Source organism: Streptomyces sp. NPDC029956 (genome assembly GCF_055574655.1).
In genome coordinates this window covers 1-20149 of record NZ_JBVHZJ010000002.1, presented here as the reverse complement: position 1 = coordinate 20149, position 20149 = coordinate 1, and the positions used below count along the sequence as shown (strand labels likewise).

The following is a 20149-nucleotide window of genomic DNA, read 5'->3' as shown; positions in this document are numbered from 1 at the left end:
TGTCCCGTTTTCGGGCGCCCCGCACGGTGGACAATAAGGGCATGACTCAGCAGGGGGACGACAACTGGTGGGACAAGCTCTACGACGAGTCGGCGCCGGACACGGCCCCGACGGCGTCGGGTGACACCCTCGACGACCACTTCACCACGGCGACCCGGGCCACCACGAGCCCGCCGGGCGGGACTCCGGGCCCGGCGCCGGACCCGTGGGCCACGGCGGCCGTCCCGATCCCGGTGCCGCCGAAGGCGCCCGCGCCGCCGCCCCCGCCCGCCGCACCGCCTTCGCCGCCGGTGGCCGCCGAGCCGCCTCCGCCGCCCGCCCCCTCCGTACCTCTCGTGCCCGGGGCGGCGCCCTGGGAGGCACGGCAGGAGGGCCCGCAGACCTTTCCCGCCCCGCCTCCGCCGCCTCCGCCCGCCCCGCCCGTCGAGACGCCGACCGTCCAGGTGCAGACGCAGGCGCCGGGGAGACCGGGCGACCGTGAGGGGGCCGGGAGCGGGACGGATCCCGCGTCCGGGACCGGCTTCGGGTCCGCCGCCGAGAGCGGCATCGACTCCGCGTCCGAGACCGGCTTCGCGTCCGCGCCGGGTTCCGGGTACGAGGACGAGGCCCCGGCCGGCGGTCCGCGCTCCGGTCCCGGCTCCGGATCCGACCTGACCGTCGAGGTCTCCGTGCCCCGGCCCCGTACCGGACACGTCGGGAGCCGGCCGCCCACCTACGAGCCCGAGCCGACCGCGCTGCCCGTCGCCCGGCCCGGGGAGCTCGGCGAGCTGGTGTCCGACACGGTGCTCGACGGCGCCCGGTACGGCACCTGCACCCTGCGGGCCGCGTCCGTACGCGGTGACTCCGCGCGCTACCGGGGAGAGCCCCGCCGCGACGCCCTGCTCACCGCCCGCTTCGGGCACGACGAGACGGCGCTCGTCCTCGTCGCCGTCGCCGCCGGCTCCCGGGCCGCCGAGGACGCCCATCTCGCCGCCGCCGACGCCTGCCGGTGGATCGCCGAGGCCGTCTGCCGCAGCCACGCCCGGCTCTCCGAGGACATCAGGTCCGGCCGCCGCGGCGACCTCAAGTCGGGACTGCACCGGCTCACCGACCGTACGTACGGCAAGCTCCGCACCCGCGCCGCCGAGCGCGGCCTCGCCCCCGACGAGTACACCGCGACCCTCCGCTGTCTGCTCGTCCCCGCCGACCCCGACTGCCGCACCCGGGTCTTCTTCGGCATCGGCGGCGGCGGTCTCTTCCGGCTCCGCGACGGCTCCTGGCAGGACATCGAGCCGCTCCTGCCCGAGCCGGCCGCCGTCACCGGCGCCCCCGTCGTGGGCTTCGGCTCGCCGCCTCCCCAGGACGTGGCCTCCGAGACCGAGGAAGGCGACCGGCTCACCATGGACCTCGGCATCACGACCGCGCCGGGGCCGCTCGTCGAGGAGCCCGTACCTCCGCCGGCGGAGCCGTTCCGCTTCCGCGCGTCCGTCGCCCGCCCCGGCGACACCCTGCTCCTCGCCTCACCCGGTCTGGCGGAGCCGATGCGCGGCGAACCCGCGCTTGCCCGCGAGCTCGCCGCCCGCTGGGCCGACGCGGAGGCGCCCGGCCTGGCCGCGTTCCTCGCCGACACCCAGCTGAGGGTGACCGGTTACGCCGACGACCGTACGGGGGTGGGTGTCTGGGAGGCGTAATCCACCGGGCGCAACCCGCCGGGCGCAACCCGCCGGGCCGTGGGTTGATGGAGCCATGGCCAAACAGAACGTGGCGGAGCAGTTCGTCGACATCCTCGTCCGCGCGGGGGTCCGGCGCCTGTACGGCGTCGTCGGCGACAGCCTGAACCCGGTCGTCGACGCGATCCGCCGCACCCCCTCGCTCGACTGGATCCAGGTGCGGCACGAGGAGGTCGCGGCCTTCGCCGCCGGCGCCGAGGCCCAGATCACCGGTGGCCTCGCCGCCTGCGCAGGCTCCTGCGGCCCGGGGAACCTGCACCTCATCAACGGCCTGTACGACGCGCACCGCTCGATGGCCCCGGTCCTCGCCCTCGCCTCGCACATCCCGTCGAGCGAGATCGGCCTGGGCTTCTTCCAGGAGACCCACCCCGACCAGCTGTTCCGCGAGTGCAGCCACTACAGCGAACTCATCTCCAACCCGCAGCAGATGCCCCGGCTGCTCCACACCGCGATCCAGCACGCCGTCGGCCGCGGCGGCGTCAGCGTGGTCGCGCTGCCCGGCGACATCGCCTCCCAGCCAGCCCCGGAGAAGGCGGTGGAGATCGCGCTCGTGACCTCCCGGCCGACCGTACGCCCGGGGGACGCCGAGATCGACGCCCTGGTCCGGATGATCGACGCGGCCGACAAGGTGACGCTCTTCTGCGGCAGCGGGACGGCCGGGGCACACCCCGAGGTGATGCAGTTCGCCGAGCGGATCAAGTCACCGGTCGGCCACGCCCTGCGGGGCAAGGAGTGGATCCAGTACGACAATCCGTACGACGTCGGCATGAGTGGACTCCTCGGCTACGGCGCCGCGTACGAGGCCACCCACGAGTGCGATCTGCTGATCCTGCTCGGCACCGACTTCCCGTACAACGCCTTCCTCCCCGACGACGTCAGGATCGTGCAGGTGGACGTCCGGCCCGAGCACCTCGGACGACGCTCCCGGCTCGACCTCGCCGTCTGGGGTGACGTCCGCGAGACCCTGCGCTGTGTGATCCCCCGTGTCCGGGCGAAGACCGACCGGCGCTTCCTCGACAAGATGCTCAAGAAGCACGCCGACGCACTCGAAGGCGTGATCAAGGCCTACACCCGCAAGGTCGAGAAGCACGTACCGATCCACCCCGAGTACGTGGCCTCCGTGATCGACGAACTCGCCGACGACGACGCCGTGTTCACGGTCGACACCGGGATGTGCAACGTCTGGGCGGCCCGCTACCTCAGCCCCAACGGGCGGCGCAGGATCATCGGTTCGTTCAGCCACGGCTCGATGGCGAACGCGCTGCCGCAGGCCATCGGCGCCCAGTTCACCGACCGCAACCGGCAGGTCGTCTCGCTCTCCGGCGACGGCGGATTCTCCATGCTGATGGGCGACTTCCTCACCCTCGTGCAGTACGACCTGCCGGTGAAGGTGATCGTCTTCAACAACTCCTCGCTCGGCATGGTCGAGCTGGAGATGCTGGTCTCCGGACTTCCCTCGTACGGAACGACGAACAGGAACCCGGACTTCGCGGCCATCGCCCGGGCCGCCGGGGCCTACGGCGTACGGGTCGAGAAGCCCAAGCATCTGACGAGCGCCCTCAAGGACGCCTTCAGGCACAAGGGCCCGGCCCTGGTGGACGTCGTCACCGACCCCAACGCGCTCTCCATCCCGCCGAAGATCAGCGCCGACATGGTGACCGGCTTCGCCCTCTCCGCCGGCAAGATCGTCCTGGACGGGGGAGTGGGCCGGATGGTCCAGATGGCCCGCTCCAACCTGCGCAACGTGCCCCGACTCTGAGGGAATGCGGACGATTTGGCGGGGCATGCATCCCCGTGAGCCTGTTCGACGCGATCTGTGGGTGGGGGATATGGCCGGGGAGGCACGACAGCCGACTCAACTGCTCAGAAAGGTGGGATGCGCGGATCTCACCGCGGTGCCCGAGGTGCGACACGCCTTACGCGAACTGCTGGGGAAATGGGGTCGACCGGGCGCCTCCGACGTGGCGGAACTGCTCACCAGCGAGCTGGTGACCAACGCCCTGATCCACACCGAGCACGGGGCCGTCGTGACGGCGACGGTCGTGCCCGAGCAGCTCAGGGTCGAGGTCCGCGACTTCGTCCCCGGTATCGCGCCACCGCACGTACCGCGCGCCGACGACGGTACGCACGGCAGGGGGCTGATCCTCGTCGAGGCCCTGGCCGACTCCTGGGGAGTCGAGAACCACGGGGTGGGCAAGGTGGTCTGGTTCGAACTGAACGGCGGGGCCGCCTGAGAGGCGGCCCCGCCGGTGTGCGGTGGACCGGGCGGAGCCCGGCCGGGACGGAGCGGTGCTCAGCCGAACTGCTGCTCCAGGTCCTTGAGCTTGCGCTCGAGGGAGTCGAGACGGGGCAGCGTCTGGGTGTCGTCCTCCGCGGTGAGGTCCACCGTCCGGGAGTCGCCCGTGTGGCTGTCACGGCCTCTGACGGCTTGCAGGGAGGGCCGGGGTCGAAGCGGCAGTTGTCCCGGATCCGCTATGGCCGGTTCCGCGACGGCGGCCTGCACGGACGCCGACGCGGAACCGGAACCTGAGCCCGTGCCGGACCCCGCACCCGAGCCCGTTCCGGAGCCCGGGGTGGCGTTGAGCGCCGCCATCTCCACCTGGCGCCCGCCGCCCCGGCCGAGCCCGAAGGCGCGGTGCTGGCGGTTGATCGCCTTCAGCCGTGCCCGGTCGAGCTTGACCTGGTCGCGCCGGCGGATCCGGTTCTGCTCCTTCTCCCGCCGGTCCTCGCGCACCTCGTCCACGGCCTCGTCCAGGGTGCGTACGCCCTCCAGGAGCATCAGCGACCAGGCGGCGAACGTCTCCCGGGGTGCCCTCATCCACCGCACGATCCGGATCTGCGGCAGCGGGCGGGGCACCAGGCCCTGCTCGCGCAGCGCGGCCCTGCGGGTCTGCTTGAGCGCCCGGTCGAAGAGGACCGCCGCCGAGAGCGACATGCCCGCGAAGAACTGCGGCGCCCCGTCGTGGCCGAGGCCGCGCGGGGCGTGCACCCAGTTGAACCAGGCCGCCGCGCCTGCGAACAGCCAGACGAGCAGCCGCGAGCCGAGAGCCGCGTCACCGTGGCTCGCCTCGCGGACCGCGAGCACCGAGCAGAACATGGCGGCGCCGTCGAGGCCGAAGGGGACGAGGTACTCCCAGCCCCCGGTGAGGTTGAGGTTCTGCCGGCCGAAGCCGACCAGGCCGTGGAAGGACAGGGCCGCGGCGACCGCGGCACAGCAGAAGAGGAGGACGTAGGAAGCGGTGCCGTACACGGCTTCCTTGCGTCTGCGGCGCTCCTCGCTGCGTTCCCAGGAGTCCTCGGCCGCGGCCTGGTCACCGGCGCGCTTCCCGCGCGCGAGCACCGCCACCGCCGTCAGGACTCCGGCCACCATGACGCCGCCCGGAAGCAGCCAGTCCAGCGATATGTCGGTCAGTCTCATGCGGTGTCCCTTGCATCGCAGTAGGGCGTTTGGCGGCCCATACTGGCCGACCCCGCGGGGCGCTCAAGGGGTTTCCGGGCAAGAGCACGCCATCGGGGAGTCACGGCATACGAATAGGTGCGATCTGGTCGAACGCCCATGCAGGGAACGGGGTTTGAGTTCGATTTACGCCACCCGTCCGGGTGGCGTAATCACTCGGGAGCCTCAGGCGGTCGCCGCGAGCCGGCGGACCCGCTCGGCGTCGCACGTACGCGGACACGTGATGCAGGTGTCCTCGGGGCGCAGCGTGTAGAAGAGGCAGCAGGTCGCCCGGTCGCGGGTGGCCCGCGGAGCGCCGTCCGGCCCCTCGGTGCCGGGCAGTTCACGGAAGCCCGCCGAGCCCGCGTAGGGCTTGTACGGCTTGACGGTGCCCGGCATCAGGAGGTCGAGCTCGTCCATCGCCCGCCGCTCCTCGCCGAACAGGGCGCCGACGTACCAGAGGCCCTCGACGATCTCGTCCGTGGCCATCCCCCACAGGGCGCGGCGGCCGCGCCGCATCCGGGAGCCGAAGCCGTCGAGGATCGCCTCGAAGTGCTCGGCGAGCGAGGCGCGCACCTCGGCCCGGAGCGCGTCCTCGTCGGCGACCACCCGGGCGCCTGGGAGCGAGGCCGCGGGGTCGCCGGGCAGGCAGGCGAACTCCTCCACTCGGACGGCCATCCGCCCCAGCGCCCGCTGGAACGACACGTTCCGTGCGGGCAGCCGGGGCACCCTGCGGTCCAGGAACCAGGGGACGGTGACGAGCAGACAGGCGGGCCAGGCGTACCGGTGCAGTCCGAAGCTGGCGACGACGTCGGGGCGGGCCTGGGTGCCGTAGTCGCGCAGCACCTGCGCGTTGTCCCAGGCGAGGAAGGCGTCGAGGTCCGGGCCGCCGGCCGCGAGCTCGTCCGCGCCGACCCAGCCGGCGCCGCGCGGCAGCCGCTCGCCGTCGACGTGTTCCTCTATCCGGAGATGGGGGAAGACCTCGGCGAGCCGGGCGTAGGCGGCCGCGACGGGTGAGGTCGGGAGGGCGGGCAACAGGGCGGGGACGGTCATGCGGACCACCGAATCGCGAGCGTTGGCAGGTTAGCCTTACCTTACCCGATTCGGAGTCACCTCTCACCACCGGCCAAGGGCCCCCCACCAGCGAGGCAGCCCTCACACCCCTGATGTCGGTCCGTTCGCCTATGGTGCACAGAGGACCCGCGCGACGCGAGCCGGGCCCGGCACGAGGCCGCAGGAGGACCCGGGTGGAGCAGGGCGCAGCGCGCGAGCGGGCGACGGAGAGGCCGTCCCCGCACTCCGGCGACGCCGCCCGGGGCTCGGAGGAGGGCGCACGGGTGCCGGAGCAGGCGCGTGGCACCGGACGGCCTCAGGGCGGCGTCGAGCAGGCCCTCGACACGGGGCGGCCCCACGGCGCGGAGTCCGCCCGGGGCGAGCACACCCACGGCGAGCCGGACACCCCCGGCGTCGCACGCGCAGCCGGCACCACACCCGCATGCGGCCTCGCACCGGCACCCGGTGTCGCGCCGGCTGCCGCCCGCGCTCCCCTCCCCGCCCCCCGTGTCGTACGGCACTCCGTCCGCGGCCAGATCCTCGACGCGCTCCGTACCGCCCTCGTCGGCGGCGAGCTCGTCCCCGGCGAGGTGTACTCCGCCCCCGCCCTCGGCGAGCGGTTCGGCGTCTCGGCCACCCCGGTCCGCGAGGCCATGCAGCGCCTCGCCGTCGAGGGCGCCGTCGAGGTCGTGCCGAACAGGGGCTTCCGCGTCACCGAACGGACTCCGCGCGAGCTCGCCGAACTCGCCGAGGTCCGCGCGCTCATCGAGGTTCCCGTCATGCTGCGGCTCGCCCGCACGGTCCCGGCCGCCCGCTGGTCCGAGCTCCGCCCGCTCGCGGAGGCCACCTCGACCGCCGCGGCCCGGGGCGACCGCGCCCACTACGCCGAGGCCGACCGGGCCTTCCACCGCGCAGTCCTCTCCCTCGCGGGGAACGAGCAGCTGCTCGCGGTCGCCGACGACCTCCACCGCCGCTCCCAGTGGCCCCTGATCAGCGCGCCGGTCGTCCGCCACGGTGTGCTCGTCGCCGACGCCGCCGAGCACACCGCCCTGCTCGACGCCCTGATCGCCCAGGACCTCACCGTCGTCGAATCCCTCGTACGCGAGCACTTCACCGGCTCGAACGCCTGATCCCTGCCGGCCGCTAAGGTTGATGATCATGTCAACCGGCAAGGCCGCAGGGGGAATCAGGATGAGGACAGGTGTACGGGGGATCGCCGTCGCGGCGGCTCTGGCGGCCGCACTCACGGGATGCGGCGACAGCGACGTGACCGACGCGGCCGCGGGGCTCGCGGACGGCGAGGAGACGTTCCAGCCGGCCTCGCTGGACGCGACCGGGCTGATCAACGCCCTGCCCGTATCCTCCGACTTCAGCAGCGGCACGTTCACCGGCGGCGACGCCGAGCTGGTCCCGGAGGCCGAGGCCGCCGCGTTCTGCGCCGACAAGCTGGAGGACGTGGACTGCGCCGGAGTGAAGGCCGCGAGCATCAAGGACCTGGTCCTGGCCGGCTCCTCCTCGGACGAGGGGGCCACCTTCACGCTCTACACCTTCGGCACGGAGGCGGAGGCGACCGCCGTACTGAAGGCGGTGGAGAAGGTGAGGACGTCGTCGAAGGGCGAGGCCGGAACGTTCACGCCGGTGAAGGCCGAGTCCGGGGCCGACGAGACGTTCGCCTTCGAGCGGGACGACTACGTCGGGGTCTACATGCGCGTCGGCACCGTGGTGTCCTATGTGAGCACCTACCGGTTCGGACCCGAGCGGGCGGAGAGCGCGGCCCAGGTCCAGCTCGGCCGGCTCCAGGTCGTCGCGGCGGGTGGCGACCCCGACGCCTGACCGCCCCGGGCAACCCGCGGAAGCTCCCGGAGGACCGTCCCCGCGACGGCGGTCCCCCGGGGGCCCGCGCCCACTAAGGTCAAGGGCGACAGCCGCCCGTACCGCGTCGCCCGTGAGGTGCCCCATGCCGTCCGCGACCCCGTCCCCGGCGGACGGAGGCCGACCCGTCACCGGTACGGAGACCGAGGCCACCGCCCTGCTCGGCTGGCTCACCGATCCCGAGGCGCCCCGGCTCTGCCTCGTCACCGGCGCCCCCGGCAGCGGCAAGACGGCTCTGCTCGGCTGGTTCGCCAAGCACGGCCCGCGGGCCGGCCGGCCGCGCCGCCGCACGGCCCGGGTGCTCGTCCCGCTGGCCGGACAGAGCGCCCTCGGTGCGACCTGGACGATCGCCGACCGCCTCGGTGTGGTGGCACGGTCGCCCGGCGACCTCGTGCACGCCCTCGCCACCAGTGAGGCCCGGCCCGCGGGACGCGCCGTCCTGCTCCTCACCGATCTGCACGCCGCCGCCGAACCCGCCGCGCTCACCGATCTCATCGCCGAGCTCGCGGGCGTCGGCCGGGTCCGTCTCGTGGTCGAGGCGCGCAGCGGCACCCCGGCCCCCGCCGCCCTGCGCACCGACCGGCGGGTCGCCGTCGTGGACCTCGACGGCGACGCCGACGCCGTCGACCCCGGCGTCCCCGAGCGGGCCCGGCCGCTGCCGGACCTCTCCGACCCGGTGGCCGTCTGCACGGCGGACCCGCTGCTCGTCACCACGGCGTACGTCACGGGGGCGGCCGCCGCCGGACTCCCGGGCACGCTCGACGGCCCCGAGGTGCCCGCCCGTCCCGGCGAGAACGCCGCCGAGGACCACGGCGGACTGCGAGCCGCGTGGATGCGGGCCGGGCAGTCCCTCTGCCGTGAACAGACGCCCGCGGAAAGGGCGTCGGTGCTGCTCGCCGCTCTCGGCGACGGTGCCGACCCCCGGCTCCGTCCCGCGCTCGCCCAGCTCGCGGAGGGCTCGCCCTGGCGACTCCGCTGGGCCCGGCACCGCGGCGACCTGACCCCGCCCTGGCCGGGCCCGGTCACCGTCCTCGGCGCGGCGGGCGGGCCGTTGGAGGGGACACTGCTCGTCGGCGACCGCACCGGAGCCGTGCGACTCCTCCACGAGGCCGACGCGAGCCCGGCGGGCCGCCTCGCCCACACCGTCCCCGGCCGGATCACCGCGCTCGCGCCCGCGCCCGACGGCGCCGTGCTGCTCCTGGACGACCGGGGGCGGCTGCACACCGTGCGGGGGACCACGCCGCGGGCCCCGTATCTGGAGCGCCTCACGGAGGCCGTGTCGGCGACCCTGGCGCGGCATCCGGGAACGGCCCTCGCGGCGATCGCCGGTTCGGTCGTGGTGGGGGACCGGCTCGGCTCGGTGCACGCCTTCGGTCTGCGGGGCCTGCATCAGGCCGCCTCGCACAGCGGCCGGGTCACGGCGGTCGCGGCGGTGGAGTCCGAGACCCCGTTCGTCTGCTCCGGGGGCGTCGACGGGACCGTCCGGTTCTGGACCCCGGGCCGCGATCCGCGCCCCGAACCCCTCACCGAACGGCCCTCGCCGGTGGTCTCCCTGCATGCGACGGAGACCCCGCAGGGTCCGCTGATCGCCGTCGCCTGGGGCGACGGTCTCGTCGAACTCCACCGCCCGGAGGGCGGCCCGACCCTCTCGTTCCGCCCGGGCCCCCCGGTCCGCGCGGTCGCCGTCACCGGCGCCGGCTCCCTGCTCATCGGCACCGACGAGAGCCTGGTGTGTCTCGCGCCGAGGCGCACGACGTCCTGAGGGACTGTCACCGACCCTTCGGAAGAAGGGACTTCAGGTGGCCGGCCGGGGTGTCAGCTGGCTCGCGAGCCAGGTCGGCACCCCGCCCAGGAGGCGGAAGAGACGGCGGGCCTCGGCGCGCAGGCGGCCCGCCTCCGGCTCGGTCTCCGTGGTGGCGAGGGCGGTGAGGGCCGGGGCCGTACCGACCAGGTAGCCCAGTTCCTCGCGGATGCGGAGCGACTCCGCGAAACCGTGTCTCGCCTCCGCCAACTCGCCCTCCCTCAGGGCGAGTCCGGCGAGGTGGCGCCATGTCGAGGACAGCAGGAGCGAGTCGCCCTGCGCGGTGGCCCCGGCATGCGCCCTGCGGTACGCGGCGCGGGCCGCCTGCGGGGAGTCGCCGAGGTTCTGCGCGATCAGCCCGCGCCGCAGGTCGAGCAGCGGCCTGCCGTCGGCGGACGGGGCGATCAGTGCGGCCGCCCGGCCCAGTGCCATCCGCGCCTCGTCGGCCCGGTCCCGTACCCCCAGAAGTGTCGACGCGTAGGCCAGATAACCGCGTTCACAGGCGGCGGCCCCGCGTTCCTCGTCGGTGCCGGCCACCGCCTCGGCCGCCCGGAGCGCCTCCTCCGCGTCGGCCCAGCCCTGTTCCGTGTAGAGGCAGCGCTCGATCAGCAGCGCGGCCCGTTCGAGTGCGGCAGCCGGTTCGGTCGCGTGGGGCGCGAGCAGCGCGGCCGCGTCCGTCCAGCAACCCCGGGAGCGGAGCCGCCATATGGCGGTCTCCACGGGAGTCTCCTTGCCGTAGGCGAGGGACGGATCTTCGCCGCCCCTTGATTCGGAACCAGACATGGCGGTATCCGCCACATTGCCCTCCCCGAGCGCGCCATTGAGCTGTTGAGTGAGACCCGCATCTCAGCACGAAGGGGAGTACCTGGCCAAGGGGTCAGGTGAAAGAATTCACAAGACACCGATGGATCGACGGGCCGCCGTCAGGACCGCGGTCGACGGGCCGTCGGACGGCCGCCGGGCCCGTGATCAGGCCCCGGCCGGGCCCGCCGGACGTCCCGGCCGACGGGCCCCCACCGGCCCGGACGTCACTCCGTCGGACTCGCCCGAAGGGGTGAATCCACGTGGGCCCCCCGGGTCATCCGATCAGCTCATCCGGAGGGCCAGGAAGAAGTCGAGCTTGTCCTCGAGGCGGGACAGATCACGGCCCGTGAGCTGCTCGATCCGGCCCACCCGGTACCGCAGCGTGTTCACGTGCAGGTGGAGCCGGGTCGCACAGCGTGTCCAGGAACCGTCGCAGTCGAGGAAGGCCTCGAGGGTCGGGATCAGCTCCGCGCGGTGCCGGCGGTCGTAGTCGCGCAGCGGGTCGAGCAGCCGGGCCGTGAACGCGCGCCGGACGTCGTCCGGGACGAACGGCAGCAGCAGGACGTGCGAGGCCAGCTCGTGGTGGCCCGCGGCGCAGACCCGGCCCGGACGGGCCGCGGCGACCCGGCGGGCGTGCCGGGCCTCCTCCAGGGCCCCGCGCAGGCCCTCCGCCGAGTGCACGGCGGCGCTGACGCCGAGGGTGAGCCGCCCGTCGTCCGCGAGGCCGGCCGACAGCGGAGCGCGTACGGCCGCGAGCAGCGCGTCCGCGTGCAGGCCCAGCGCGGTGGCCGGGCCGTCGTCCTCGCTGTCCGGCAGCGGACCCGCGGCCAGCGGGACCAGTGCGACGGCCTCGTCGCCGCTGTGCGCCACGGCGATCCGGTCGGCGGACTCGGCGCCCACGGTCGCCGGGTCGACGAGGATCTCCTCCAGGAGCGCCTGGGCGACCGGGCCGGCGTCCACGGCGGGACTCTGACCGGCCTCCTGCTCCCACTCGACCCGGGCGACGACCACCTGCCAGTGCGGGGCCGTACCGAGTCCGGGCAGCAGCACCGGGGCGGCGACCCGCAGCCTGGCCGCGATCTCGGCGGGCGCGGCGCCCGTCTGCACCAGCTCCAGGACCTCCTGGGCGAGCCGGCGCCGCACCGTACGGGCCGCGTCGCGCCGGTCCCGCTCGACGGCGATCAGCTGGGTGACGCCCTGGAGCAGGTCCAGCCGGGCGGCCGGCCAGTCACCGGCGTCCGCCTCGACGGCGAGCAGCCAGTCCGAGAGGACCGTCTCGCGCACGTCCCGGGAGGCGGGGGCGGCGCCCCGGCCGGTGTTGCGGATCGGGAAGAGGGAGTACGCCGCGCCGCCCGTGCTCAGCCGGTGCGGGCCGCGCCGCCCGGTCCGGGTGGCGGCCAGGTGCTCACCGGCGAGGGTGGCGGCCAGCGGGGCCGGAAGGGGCTCGCCCGCACCCGCGATCTGGCGGCCGGTGGGGGAGAGGACCCAGGCCCGCAGGTCCAGGTCGGAGCCGAGCAGGTCGAGGACCACCTCGGGGCCGCCGCCCGCCGGTCCCGAGGTCATGAGCCGCCGGTGCCGGTCGACGACGGCCGCCAGGTCGCCCGCCCGTTCGCCGGAGACCTGTCGAACAACGTGTTCGGTGATCGTCGCGAACGCAACGGTCTCGTTCACCGCGAAAAGCGGCAGACGATGGCGTGAACACGCCTCTACGAGATCGTCGGGGATGTCGCCCAGCTCGGCCTCGCCCGCCGCAAGCGCGGCGACCCCGGCCGAGGCCAGGATCCGGACGAAGGGCTCGGCGTCGGCCGGTTCCCGCAGCCAGGCGAGGCCGGTCAGCACCAGCTCGCCGCCGGACAGGTACCGGCTGGGGTCCTTGAGGTCCGTCGTCATCACGCCGCGGACGGTGCGGTCCAGCTCGTCCTCGCCGCCGAGCAGGCGCAGCCCGAGCGCGTCGTTCTCCAGCAGTGCGCGCAGCCGCATCGTGTCGCCGCCGTTCCTTCGTCAGTGGGTGGTGAGGTTGTCGCGTTGTCGACGGTGGCGTGGGGCCACCGTTTCCAGGGGAAAACAGCGAGGTAACTGTTCCTCGCCTTTCGTTCGAATCTACAAGACGACGACGGGACCCAGCCAACTCCTTCATGTTTTCGGTGACTGCACCCGGGCGAGCGTCGGCTTGTGTACTAGGCCACACACCGCGTGAACAGCACATGAACGTGAAGTCGAGGACCGGCCGTCTCCCCGGAACCCCTGCGCACGACCCCCGATCACCAGAATCACTGGAAGAGAGCCACCATGGACTTCCTTCGCCCCGCCAGCTGGGAGGAGGCGCTCGCCGCCAAGGCAGAGCACCCCACGGCCGTGCCCCTTTCGGGTGGCACGGACGTCATGGTCGAGATCAATTTCGACCACCGGCGGCCCGAGTACCTCCTGGACCTGAACCGCATCGAGCTGCTGCGTGAGTGGGAGGTCGGCGAGGAGAACGTCCGCCTCGGCGCCGCCGTTCCGTACACCCAGATCATGGAGAACCTGCGGGCCGAGCTGCCGGGCCTGGCACTCGCCTCGCACACGGTCGCCTCCCCGCAGATCCGGAACCGCGGCGGCGTCGGGGGCAACCTCGGCACCGCCTCGCCCGCCGGCGACGCCCACCCGGCCCTGCTCGCCGCGGGCGCCGAGGTCGAGGTCGAGTCGGTCCGCGGCAGCCGGTTCATCCCGATCGACGAGTTCTACACGGGCGTGAAGCGCAACGCGCTCCAGCCCGACGAGCTCATCAAGACCGTCCACATCAAGAAGGCGGACGGCCCCCAGCAGTACTCCAAGGTCGGCACCCGCAACGCGATGGTCATCGCCGTGTGCGCCTTCGGCCTGGCCCTGCACCCGGAGACCCGGACCGTGCGTACCGGCATCGGCTCCGCCGCGCCGACCCCGATCCGCGCCAAGGAGGCCGAGGCCTTCCTGAACGCGGCTCTGGAGGAGGGCGGTTTCTGGGACAACGGCAAGATCATCACCCCGTCGATCGCGAAGCAGTTCGCCGACCTCTGCTCGGGCGCCGCCAACCCGATCGACGATGTCCGAGGCACCGCCAAGTACCGCCGCCACGCCGTCGGCATCATGGCCCGCCGCCAGCTCGGCTGGACCTGGGAGCAGTACCGCGGCACCGGCCGCACGCTTGAGGGAGCTGCATAACCATGCGCGTCAATTTCACGGTCAACGGACGTCCGCAGGAAGCCGACGACGTCTGGGAGGGCGAGTCCCTCCTCTACGTCCTGCGTGAGCGGATGGGCCTGCCCGGTTCCAAGAACGCCTGCGAGCAGGGCGAGTGCGGTTCCTGCACGGTCCGCCTCGACGGAGTGCCGGTCTGTTCCTGTCTCGTCGCCGCCGGTCAGGTCGAGGGCCGCGAGGTCGTCACCGTCGAGGGCCTCGCCGAGTTCGCCAAGGAGCGTTCCGAGCACGCCGGTTGCGCCTCCGGCGCCTGCGGCACCTCGCTCGACGCCGCCAAGAAGTGGGAAGCCAAGCCCGGTCAGGACTCGCAGACCGGCGAGGGCGTCGAACTGTCCCCGATCCAGCAGGCGTTCATCGACGCCGGCGCCGTCCAGTGCGGCTTCTGCACCCCCGGTCTGCTGGTGGCGGCCGACGAGATGCTGGAGCGCAACCCGTCCCCGACGGACGCGGACATCCGCGAGGCGCTCTCCGGCAACCTCTGCCGCTGCACCGGTTACGAGAAGATCCTCGACGCGGTCCGCCTCGCGGCCGCTCGCCAGGAGCGTCAGGGAGAGGCGGTCTGACGATGGCTCAGAACACACGCACCGTTCCGGTGGGCACGCCCACCGACGTCACGCAGAACCACGTCAAGGGCGGCATCGGCGAGTCGACGCTCCGCCCGGACGGCACCCTCAAGGTCACCGGCGAGTTCGCGTACTCCTCGGACATGTGGCACGAGGACATGCTGTGGGGCCAGATCCTGCGCTCCACCGTCGCGCACGCCGAGATCCTGTCCATCGACACCACCGAGGCCCTCACCATGGACGGCGTCTACGCCGTCCTGACCCACGAGGACCTGCCCGCCGCGAAGAACTACGGCATGGAGTTCCAGGACACCCCGGTCCTCGCCTACGGCAAGGTCCGTCACCACGGTGAGCCGGTCGCCCTCGTGGCCGCCGACCACCCGGAGACCGCCCGCCGCGCCGCCGCGAAGATCAAGATCGAGTACCGGGAGCTCCCGGTCATCACGGACGAGGCCTCGGCCACCGCTCCGGACGCGATCCTGGTCCACGAGAACCGCGACGACCACCACTCCGGTCACGTCCCGCACATGAACATCGTGCACCGCCAGCCGATCATCCGCGGCAACGCGACCGAGGCCGCCAAGCGGGCCGACGTCATCGTCTCCGGCGAGTACACCTTCGGCATGCAGGACCAGGCCTTCCTCGGCCCGGAGTCCGGCCTCGCCGTACCGTCCGAGGACGGCGGCGTCGACCTGTACGTCGCCACCCAGTGGCTGCACTCGGACCTCAAGCAGATCGCCCCCTGCCTCGGCCTGCCCGAGGAGAAGGTCCGCATGACCATGGCCGGCGTCGGCGGCGCGTTCGGCGGCCGCGAGGACATCTCGATGCAGATCCTCGCGTCCATCCTCGCGCTGCGCACCGGCAAGCCGGTCAAGATGGTCTACAACCGGTACGAGTCCTTCTTCGGGCACGTCCACCGGCACCCGGCGAAGCTCTGGTACGAGCACGGTGCCACCAAGGACGGCAAGCTCACGCACATGAAGTGCAAGATCGTGCTCGACGGCGGCGCCTACGCCTCGTCCACGGCATCGGTCGTCGGCAACGCCTCGTCCCTCTCGGTCGGCCCGTACGTCATCGAGGACGTCGAGATCGAGGCGATCGGCCTCTACACCAACAACCCGCCCTGCGGCGCGATGCGCGGCTTCGGCGCCGTCCAGGCCTGCTTCGCCTACGAGGCCCAGATGGACAAGCTCGCGGCGAAGCTGGGCATGGACCCGGTGGAACTGCGCCAGCTCAACGCCATGGAGCAGGGCACGATCATGCCGACCGGCCAGGTCGTCGACTCGCCGGCCCCGGTCGCCGAGCTGCTGCGCCGGGTCAAGGCCCGCCCCATGCCGCCGGAGCGCCAGTGGGAGACCGCGGGCGAGGGCGCGGACGTCCGCGCGCTGCCGGGCGGCCTGTCCAACACCACGCACGGCGAGAGCGTCGTGCGGGGCGTCGGCTACGCCGTCGGCATCAAGAACGTCGGCTTCTCCGAGGGCTTCGACGACTACTCGACCGCCAAGATCCGCATGGAGGTCATCAACGGCGAGGCCGTCGCCACCGTCCACACCGCGATGGCGGAGGTCGGCCAGGGCGGTGTCACCATCCACGCGCAGATCGCCCGCACCGAGCTCGGCGTCCAGCAGGTCACCATCCACCCCGCCGACACCCAGGTGGGCTCGGCGGGTTCGACCTCCGCGGGCCGTCAGACGTACATGACCGGCGGCGCCATCAAGAACTCCTGCGGGATCGTCCGCGAGAAGGTCCTGGAGATGGGCCGGCGCAAGTTCGGCTCGTACCACCCGGCCTGGGCCAACGCCGAACTCCTCCTGGAGGGCGGCAAGGTCGTCACCGACGGCGGCGAGGCCCTCGCCTCCATCGCGGACGTCCTCGGCGACCGGTCGGTGGAGGTCGAGGAGGAGTGGCGGCACCGCCCCACCCAGGCCTTCGACCTCGTCACCGGCCAGGGCGACGGCCACGTCCAGTACGCCTTCGCCGCACACCGTGCGGTGGTGGAGGTCGACACCGAGCTCGGCCTGGTCAAGGTCATCGAACTGGCCTGCGCCCAGGACGTCGGCAAGGCGCTCAACCCGCTCTCCGTGATCGGCCAGATCCAGGGTGGCACCACCCAGGGCCTGGGCGTCGCGGTGATGGAGGAGATCATCGTCGACCCGAAGACCGCGAAGGTGCGCAACCCCTCCTTCACGGACTACCTGATCCCGACCATCCTCGACACGCCGACCATCCCGGTCGACTACCTGGAACTTGCCGACCCCAACGCGCCGTACGGCGTGCGGGGCATCGGTGAGGCGCCGACCCTGTCGTCCACCCCGGCCGTCCTCGCGGCGATCCGGGCGGCGACGGGCCTGGAGCTCAACAAGACGCCGGTCCGCCCCGAGGCGCTCACCGGCACCCTCTAGGACTCTCCGGGCGGTACGTGCCTCCCAGGGAACGTCACGCCTCCCCAGCCCGTACCGCCCGGAGTAACCCCCAGCAGTACCAGCAGCACCCCGTGGTAACCGCAGTACCAGCAGCACCCGTGGTAACGGCAGTACCGCAGTACCGCTTCATCACGCAGTACCGCTTCATTCCGTTCGTCTCGGGCCGTCCCCCGGGTCGTGCAGCCCACGCAGCATCCCAAATCCCGCAACTTCAGCAGATCAGAAGTCCTTCGAGGTCTGACGCGGGTGCCCCTTTGAACCTTGGGAGTAGGCCCCATGACCCAGTCGTCTGTGGAGCCCAAGACCGCTTCGGAGGACGCGGGCTCCGGCTCGAACGTCCCCGCCGGCCGCTCTTGGCTCGACCGGTACTTTCACATCTCGGAGAGAGGATCCACCGTCGCGACGGAGATCCGCGGCGGCGTCACCACCTTCATGGCGATGGCGTACATTCTCCTGCTCAACCCCCTGATCCTCGGCGGCAAGGATGTGGACGGCAACGTCCTCAGCCAGCCCGCCCTCATCACCGCGACCGCGCTCGCCGCCGCCGTGACCACCCTGCTGATGGGCTTCTGGGGCAAGGTCCCGCTCGCCCTCGCAGCCGGTCTCAGCGTCTCCGGCGTGCTGTCCTCGCAGGTCATCGCCGTCATGACCTGGCCGCAGGCCATGGCCATGTGTGTGGCCTACGGTGTGGTGATCTGTCTCCTGGTGGTCACCGGCCTCCGTGAGATGATCATGAACGCGATCCCGCTGGCGATCAAGCACGCGATCACCATCGGCATCGGCCTCTTCATCGCGCTGATCGGCTTCGTCAAGGCCGGCTTCGTCCACGAGAACCCTTCTCCCGGAGGCGGCCCGGTCGTCCTCGGCCCGGCCGGTGAGCTGGCCGGCTGGCCGGTCCTCATCTTCGCCTTCACGCTGCTGCTGATCTTCGCGCTCCAGGCCCGCAACGTGCCCGGCGCCATCCTGATCGGCATCGTCGCGGGCACGGTCATCGCCGCCGTCGTCAACGCCGTCGGCGACCTGCCGGCCAAGGCCTGGTTCTCCGGCCCGCCGGAGCTCAACGGCAGCGCGGTATCCACGCCGGACTTCTCGCTCATCGGCGAGGTGTCGTTCAGCGGCTGGGGCGACGTCGGCTACATCACGATCACCATGATCATCTTCACTCTGGTGCTCGCCGGCTTCTTCGACGCCATGGCCACGATCATCGGCGTCGGCTCCGAGGCCAAGCTGGCCGACTCCCAGGGCCGGATGCCCGGCCTCTCCAAGGCGCTGTTCATCGACGGTGCCGGCGGTGTCATCGGCGGCGGCGTCGGCGGCTCCGGCCAGACCGTCTTCGTCGAGTCGGCCACCGGCGTCGGCGAGGGTGCCCGCACGGGCCTCTCCTCCGTCGTCACCGGCGCGTTCTTCGCCGCCTGCCTCTTCTTCACCCCGATCACCGCGATCGTGCCGGCCGAGGTGGCCTCCGCGGCCCTGGTCGTCATCGGCGCGATGATGATGCAGAACGCCAAGCACGTCGACTGGAGCGACCGCTCCGTCGCGATCCCGGTGTTCCTCACCGTGGTCCTGATGCCGTTCACGTACACCATCACCACGGGTGTCGCGGCCGGCGTCATCTCCTACGCCGTCATCAAGACGGCGCAGGGCAAGGCACGCGAAGTGGGCGCCTTCATGTGGGGCCTGACCGCGATCTTCATCGTGTTCTTCGCGATCCATCCGATCGAGAGCTGGCTGGGCGTCAGCTGACGCCCGTACCGTCGCCCTCCACACACATATCGAGGAGTTCGAGATGCTGGACATCGCCGAAGAGCTGCACCGGTGGGTCGAGCAGGGACGCGAGTTCGCCGTCGCCACGGTCGTGGCGGTCGGCGGGAGCGCGCCCCGGCAGCCGGGCGCCGCGCTCGCCGTCGACAGCGACGGCACGGCGATCGGCTCGGTCTCCGGCGGGTGTGTGGAGGGCGCGGTCTACGACCTGTGCCAGCAGGCCCTCGAAGACGGGAAGACCGTCGTCGAGCGCTTCGGCTACAGCGACGAGGACGCCTTCGCGGTCGGTCTGACCTGCGGCGGCATCATCGACATCCTCGTCACCCCGGTCCGCGGCGGGGTCTACCCCGCCGCGCTGGCCGCCGCCACCGCGGGGGAGGCGGCGGCCCTGGCCCGGATCGTCTCCGGCCCCGAGGACCTGATGGGCCGGGCCCTCCTGGTCCGCCCCGACGGCGCGTACGAGGGGAAGCTCGGCGGCCACCCGGAGCTGGACCGCACGGCGGCCGGCGAGGCCCGCGCGATGCTCGACGCGGGCCGCACCGGCACGGTGGAGATCGGCGAGGACGGCAGCCGCTGCGGACAGCCGCTGACCCTCCTGGTCGAGTCCTCGGTCCCGGCCCCCCGCATGATCGTCTTCGGCGCCATCGACTTCGCGGCCGCCCTGGTCCGGGTCGGCAAGTTCCTCGGCTACCACGTCACCGTGTGCGACGCGCGGCCCGTCTTCGCGACGCCGGCCCGCTTCCCCGAGGCCGACGAGATCGTCGTCGAATGGCCCCACCGCTACCTGGAGTCCACGGAGGTGGACGGCCGTACGGTGCTCTGCGTCCTCACCCACGACGCCAAGTTCGACGTGCCGCTGCTCCGGGCCGCCCTCAGGCTTCCCGTCGCCTACGTCGGCGCGATGGGCTCCCGCCGCACCCACGAGGACCGCAACGAGCGCCTCCGCGAGGTCGGCGTCACCGAACTCGAACTCGCCCGTCTGCGCTCCCCGATCGGCCTCGACCTCGGAGCCCGTACGCCGGAGGAGACGGCCCTGTCGATCGGCGCGGAGATCGTCGCGAACCGCCGGGGCGGCACGGGCCTCTCCCTCACGGGCGCCCACACCCCGATCCACCACGACGGCCCCCGCGAGCCGGCGGGACGCATAGGCTCCGTCGCCTGAGGGTGTCGGACACCTCTCAGCTCCTGCCCCGGACCCGTTCCCTCACGGTCGACGCCCAGGCCGGCTGCTCCTCCGTCGTCTCCGCCTCGGCGCGGCGCCCGCCCCGGCCGAAGAAGTCCGCGAGCGGCAGGATCGCCGCGCCGACCGTGACCGCGTCGGGGCCGAGCGTGCCCATGCCGATGCCGACCCGGGCCGCCGGGTACGCCAGCGCGTACTCGTTCGCGTACCCCTTGACCGTCTCCAGGAAGCGGGCGCCGAGCTGGAGGCCGGCCCAGCCGCCGACCAGGATGCGTTCGGGCTGGAAGAGGTTGATGAGGTCGGCGAATCCCGCACCGAGGTACTCGGCGGT

At 72.7% G+C, this 20149-nt stretch carries 16 protein-coding genes; 11 read left to right on the top strand and 5 right to left on the bottom strand.

Annotated features, from left to right (window positions below; all coding sequences use genetic code 11):
- The first annotated feature begins 41 nt into the window (after positions 1 to 41).
- The 3 genes from ACZ4XX_RS01305 (at position 42) to ACZ4XX_RS01295 (ending at position 3943) form a co-directional block, all read left to right on the top strand.
- On the top strand, positions 42 to 1670 hold the full coding sequence (locus tag ACZ4XX_RS01305) for a protein phosphatase 2C domain-containing protein (RefSeq protein ID WP_468505947.1): 1629 nt from the start codon (positions 42 to 44) through the stop codon (positions 1668 to 1670).
- 55 nt (positions 1671 to 1725) lie between these two features.
- On the top strand, positions 1726 to 3468 hold the full coding sequence (locus tag ACZ4XX_RS01300; protein WP_468505946.1) for a pyruvate dehydrogenase: 1743 nt from the start codon (positions 1726 to 1728) through the stop codon (positions 3466 to 3468).
- Positions 3469 to 3538: 70 nt separating this feature from the next.
- The gene (locus ACZ4XX_RS01295) at positions 3539 to 3943 is read left to right on the top strand and encodes an ATP-binding protein (RefSeq protein WP_468505945.1); all 405 of its coding nucleotides are present in this window, start codon (positions 3539 to 3541) and stop codon (positions 3941 to 3943) included.
- A 59-nt stretch (positions 3944 to 4002) separates the two neighbouring features.
- Here the strand turns inward: ACZ4XX_RS01295 and ACZ4XX_RS01290 are convergent, their stop codons facing one another.
- Together ACZ4XX_RS01290 and ACZ4XX_RS01285 are read right to left on the bottom strand one after the other, a co-directional pair.
- Positions 4003 to 5127 carry a DUF2637 domain-containing protein gene (locus ACZ4XX_RS01290; protein ID WP_468505944.1) on the bottom strand — a complete coding sequence of 375 codons (1125 nt, stop codon included), beginning with the start codon at positions 5125 to 5127 and terminating at the stop codon, positions 4003 to 4005.
- A gap of 204 nt (positions 5128 to 5331) precedes the next feature.
- Positions 5332 to 6198, bottom strand: coding sequence for a (2Fe-2S)-binding protein (locus ACZ4XX_RS01285; RefSeq protein ID WP_468505943.1), 867 nt, complete (start codon positions 6196 to 6198; stop codon positions 5332 to 5334).
- Positions 6199 to 6392: 194 nt separating this feature from the next.
- On the opposite strand from ACZ4XX_RS01285, the gene ACZ4XX_RS01280 reads away from it, so the two are divergent.
- From ACZ4XX_RS01280 to ACZ4XX_RS01270, 3 genes are all read left to right on the top strand, one after another.
- Complete coding sequence (locus ACZ4XX_RS01280; RefSeq protein ID WP_468505942.1) at positions 6393 to 7328, top strand: GntR family transcriptional regulator; 936 nt, start codon at positions 6393 to 6395, stop codon at positions 7326 to 7328.
- A 28-nt stretch (positions 7329 to 7356) separates the two neighbouring features.
- Entirely contained in the window at positions 7357 to 8031 is a 675-nt protein-coding gene (locus ACZ4XX_RS01275) for a hypothetical protein (protein ID WP_468505941.1), read from the top strand.
- Between the two features lie 124 nt (positions 8032 to 8155).
- Positions 8156 to 9832: a hypothetical protein gene (locus ACZ4XX_RS01270; RefSeq protein ID WP_468505940.1), complete on the top strand. Its 1677-nt coding sequence runs from the start codon at positions 8156 to 8158 to the stop codon at positions 9830 to 9832.
- A 33-nt stretch (positions 9833 to 9865) separates the two neighbouring features.
- On the opposite strand, the gene ACZ4XX_RS01265 is transcribed toward ACZ4XX_RS01270, so the two are convergent.
- Both ACZ4XX_RS01265 and ACZ4XX_RS01260 read right to left on the bottom strand, forming a co-directional pair.
- Positions 9866 to 10654, bottom strand: coding sequence for a hypothetical protein (locus ACZ4XX_RS01265; protein ID WP_468505939.1), 789 nt, complete (start codon positions 10652 to 10654; stop codon positions 9866 to 9868).
- A 303-nt stretch (positions 10655 to 10957) separates the two neighbouring features.
- Positions 10958 to 12655, bottom strand: a complete 1698-nt coding sequence (locus ACZ4XX_RS01260; protein WP_468505938.1) for a PucR family transcriptional regulator — start codon at positions 12653 to 12655, stop codon at positions 10958 to 10960.
- 309 nt (positions 12656 to 12964) lie between these two features.
- Here ACZ4XX_RS01260 and ACZ4XX_RS01255 point away from each other — a divergent pair, with 309 nt between their 5' ends.
- The 5 genes from ACZ4XX_RS01255 to ACZ4XX_RS01235 all read left to right on the top strand — a co-directional run bounded on the left by ACZ4XX_RS01255 (position 12965) and on the right by ACZ4XX_RS01235 (position 19800).
- The gene (locus ACZ4XX_RS01255) at positions 12965 to 13855 is read left to right on the top strand and encodes an FAD binding domain-containing protein (RefSeq protein ID WP_209497449.1); all 891 of its coding nucleotides are present in this window, start codon (positions 12965 to 12967) and stop codon (positions 13853 to 13855) included.
- Positions 13856 to 13857: 2 nt separating this feature from the next.
- The gene (locus ACZ4XX_RS01250) at positions 13858 to 14454 is read left to right on the top strand and encodes a (2Fe-2S)-binding protein (RefSeq protein WP_055601528.1); all 597 of its coding nucleotides are present in this window, start codon (positions 13858 to 13860) and stop codon (positions 14452 to 14454) included.
- Between the two features lie 2 nt (positions 14455 to 14456).
- The gene (locus ACZ4XX_RS01245; protein WP_468505937.1) at positions 14457 to 16856 is read left to right on the top strand and encodes a xanthine dehydrogenase family protein molybdopterin-binding subunit; all 2400 of its coding nucleotides are present in this window, start codon (positions 14457 to 14459) and stop codon (positions 16854 to 16856) included.
- Between the two features lie 297 nt (positions 16857 to 17153).
- The gene (locus tag ACZ4XX_RS01240) at positions 17154 to 18620 is read left to right on the top strand and encodes an NCS2 family permease (RefSeq protein ID WP_468505936.1); all 1467 of its coding nucleotides are present in this window, start codon (positions 17154 to 17156) and stop codon (positions 18618 to 18620) included.
- A 43-nt stretch (positions 18621 to 18663) separates the two neighbouring features.
- The gene (locus ACZ4XX_RS01235; protein WP_468505935.1) at positions 18664 to 19800 is read left to right on the top strand and encodes an XdhC family protein; all 1137 of its coding nucleotides are present in this window, start codon (positions 18664 to 18666) and stop codon (positions 19798 to 19800) included.
- Between the two features lie 16 nt (positions 19801 to 19816).
- Here the strand turns inward: ACZ4XX_RS01235 and ACZ4XX_RS01230 are convergent.
- Positions 19817 to 20149, bottom strand: a 333-nt coding sequence (locus ACZ4XX_RS01230) for an ROK family protein (RefSeq protein WP_468505934.1), incomplete at its 5' end; no start/stop codon positions are given.

Bases quoted from the DNA above. Each gene is read 5' to 3' on its own strand.
- ACZ4XX_RS01305 (WP_468505947.1), top strand. From the start codon at position 42: ATGACTCAGCAGGGGGACGACAACTGGTGGGACAAGCTCTACGACGAG.
- ACZ4XX_RS01300 (WP_468505946.1), top strand. From the start codon at position 1,726: ATGGCCAAACAGAACGTGGCGGAGCAGTTCGTCGACATCCTCGTCCGC.
- ACZ4XX_RS01295 (WP_468505945.1), top strand. From the start codon at position 3,539: ATGGCCGGGGAGGCACGACAGCCGACTCAACTGCTCAGAAAGGTGGGA.
- ACZ4XX_RS01290 (WP_468505944.1), bottom strand. From the start codon at position 5,127: ATGAGACTGACCGACATATCGCTGGACTGGCTGCTTCCGGGCGGCGTC.
- ACZ4XX_RS01285 (WP_468505943.1), bottom strand. From the start codon at position 6,198: ATGACCGTCCCCGCCCTGTTGCCCGCCCTCCCGACCTCACCCGTCGCG.
- ACZ4XX_RS01275 (WP_468505941.1), top strand. From the start codon at position 7,357: ATGTCAACCGGCAAGGCCGCAGGGGGAATCAGGATGAGGACAGGTGTA.
- ACZ4XX_RS01270 (WP_468505940.1), top strand. From the start codon at position 8,156: ATGCCGTCCGCGACCCCGTCCCCGGCGGACGGAGGCCGACCCGTCACC.
- ACZ4XX_RS01265 (WP_468505939.1), bottom strand. From the start codon at position 10,654: ATGTCTGGTTCCGAATCAAGGGGCGGCGAAGATCCGTCCCTCGCCTAC.
- ACZ4XX_RS01260 (WP_468505938.1), bottom strand. From the start codon at position 12,655: ATGCGGCTGCGCGCACTGCTGGAGAACGACGCGCTCGGGCTGCGCCTG.
- ACZ4XX_RS01255 (WP_209497449.1), top strand. From the start codon at position 12,965: ATGGACTTCCTTCGCCCCGCCAGCTGGGAGGAGGCGCTCGCCGCCAAG.
- ACZ4XX_RS01250 (WP_055601528.1), top strand. From the start codon at position 13,858: ATGCGCGTCAATTTCACGGTCAACGGACGTCCGCAGGAAGCCGACGAC.
- ACZ4XX_RS01245 (WP_468505937.1), top strand. From the start codon at position 14,457: ATGGCTCAGAACACACGCACCGTTCCGGTGGGCACGCCCACCGACGTC.
- ACZ4XX_RS01240 (WP_468505936.1), top strand. From the start codon at position 17,154: ATGACCCAGTCGTCTGTGGAGCCCAAGACCGCTTCGGAGGACGCGGGC.
- ACZ4XX_RS01235 (WP_468505935.1), top strand. From the start codon at position 18,664: ATGCTGGACATCGCCGAAGAGCTGCACCGGTGGGTCGAGCAGGGACGC.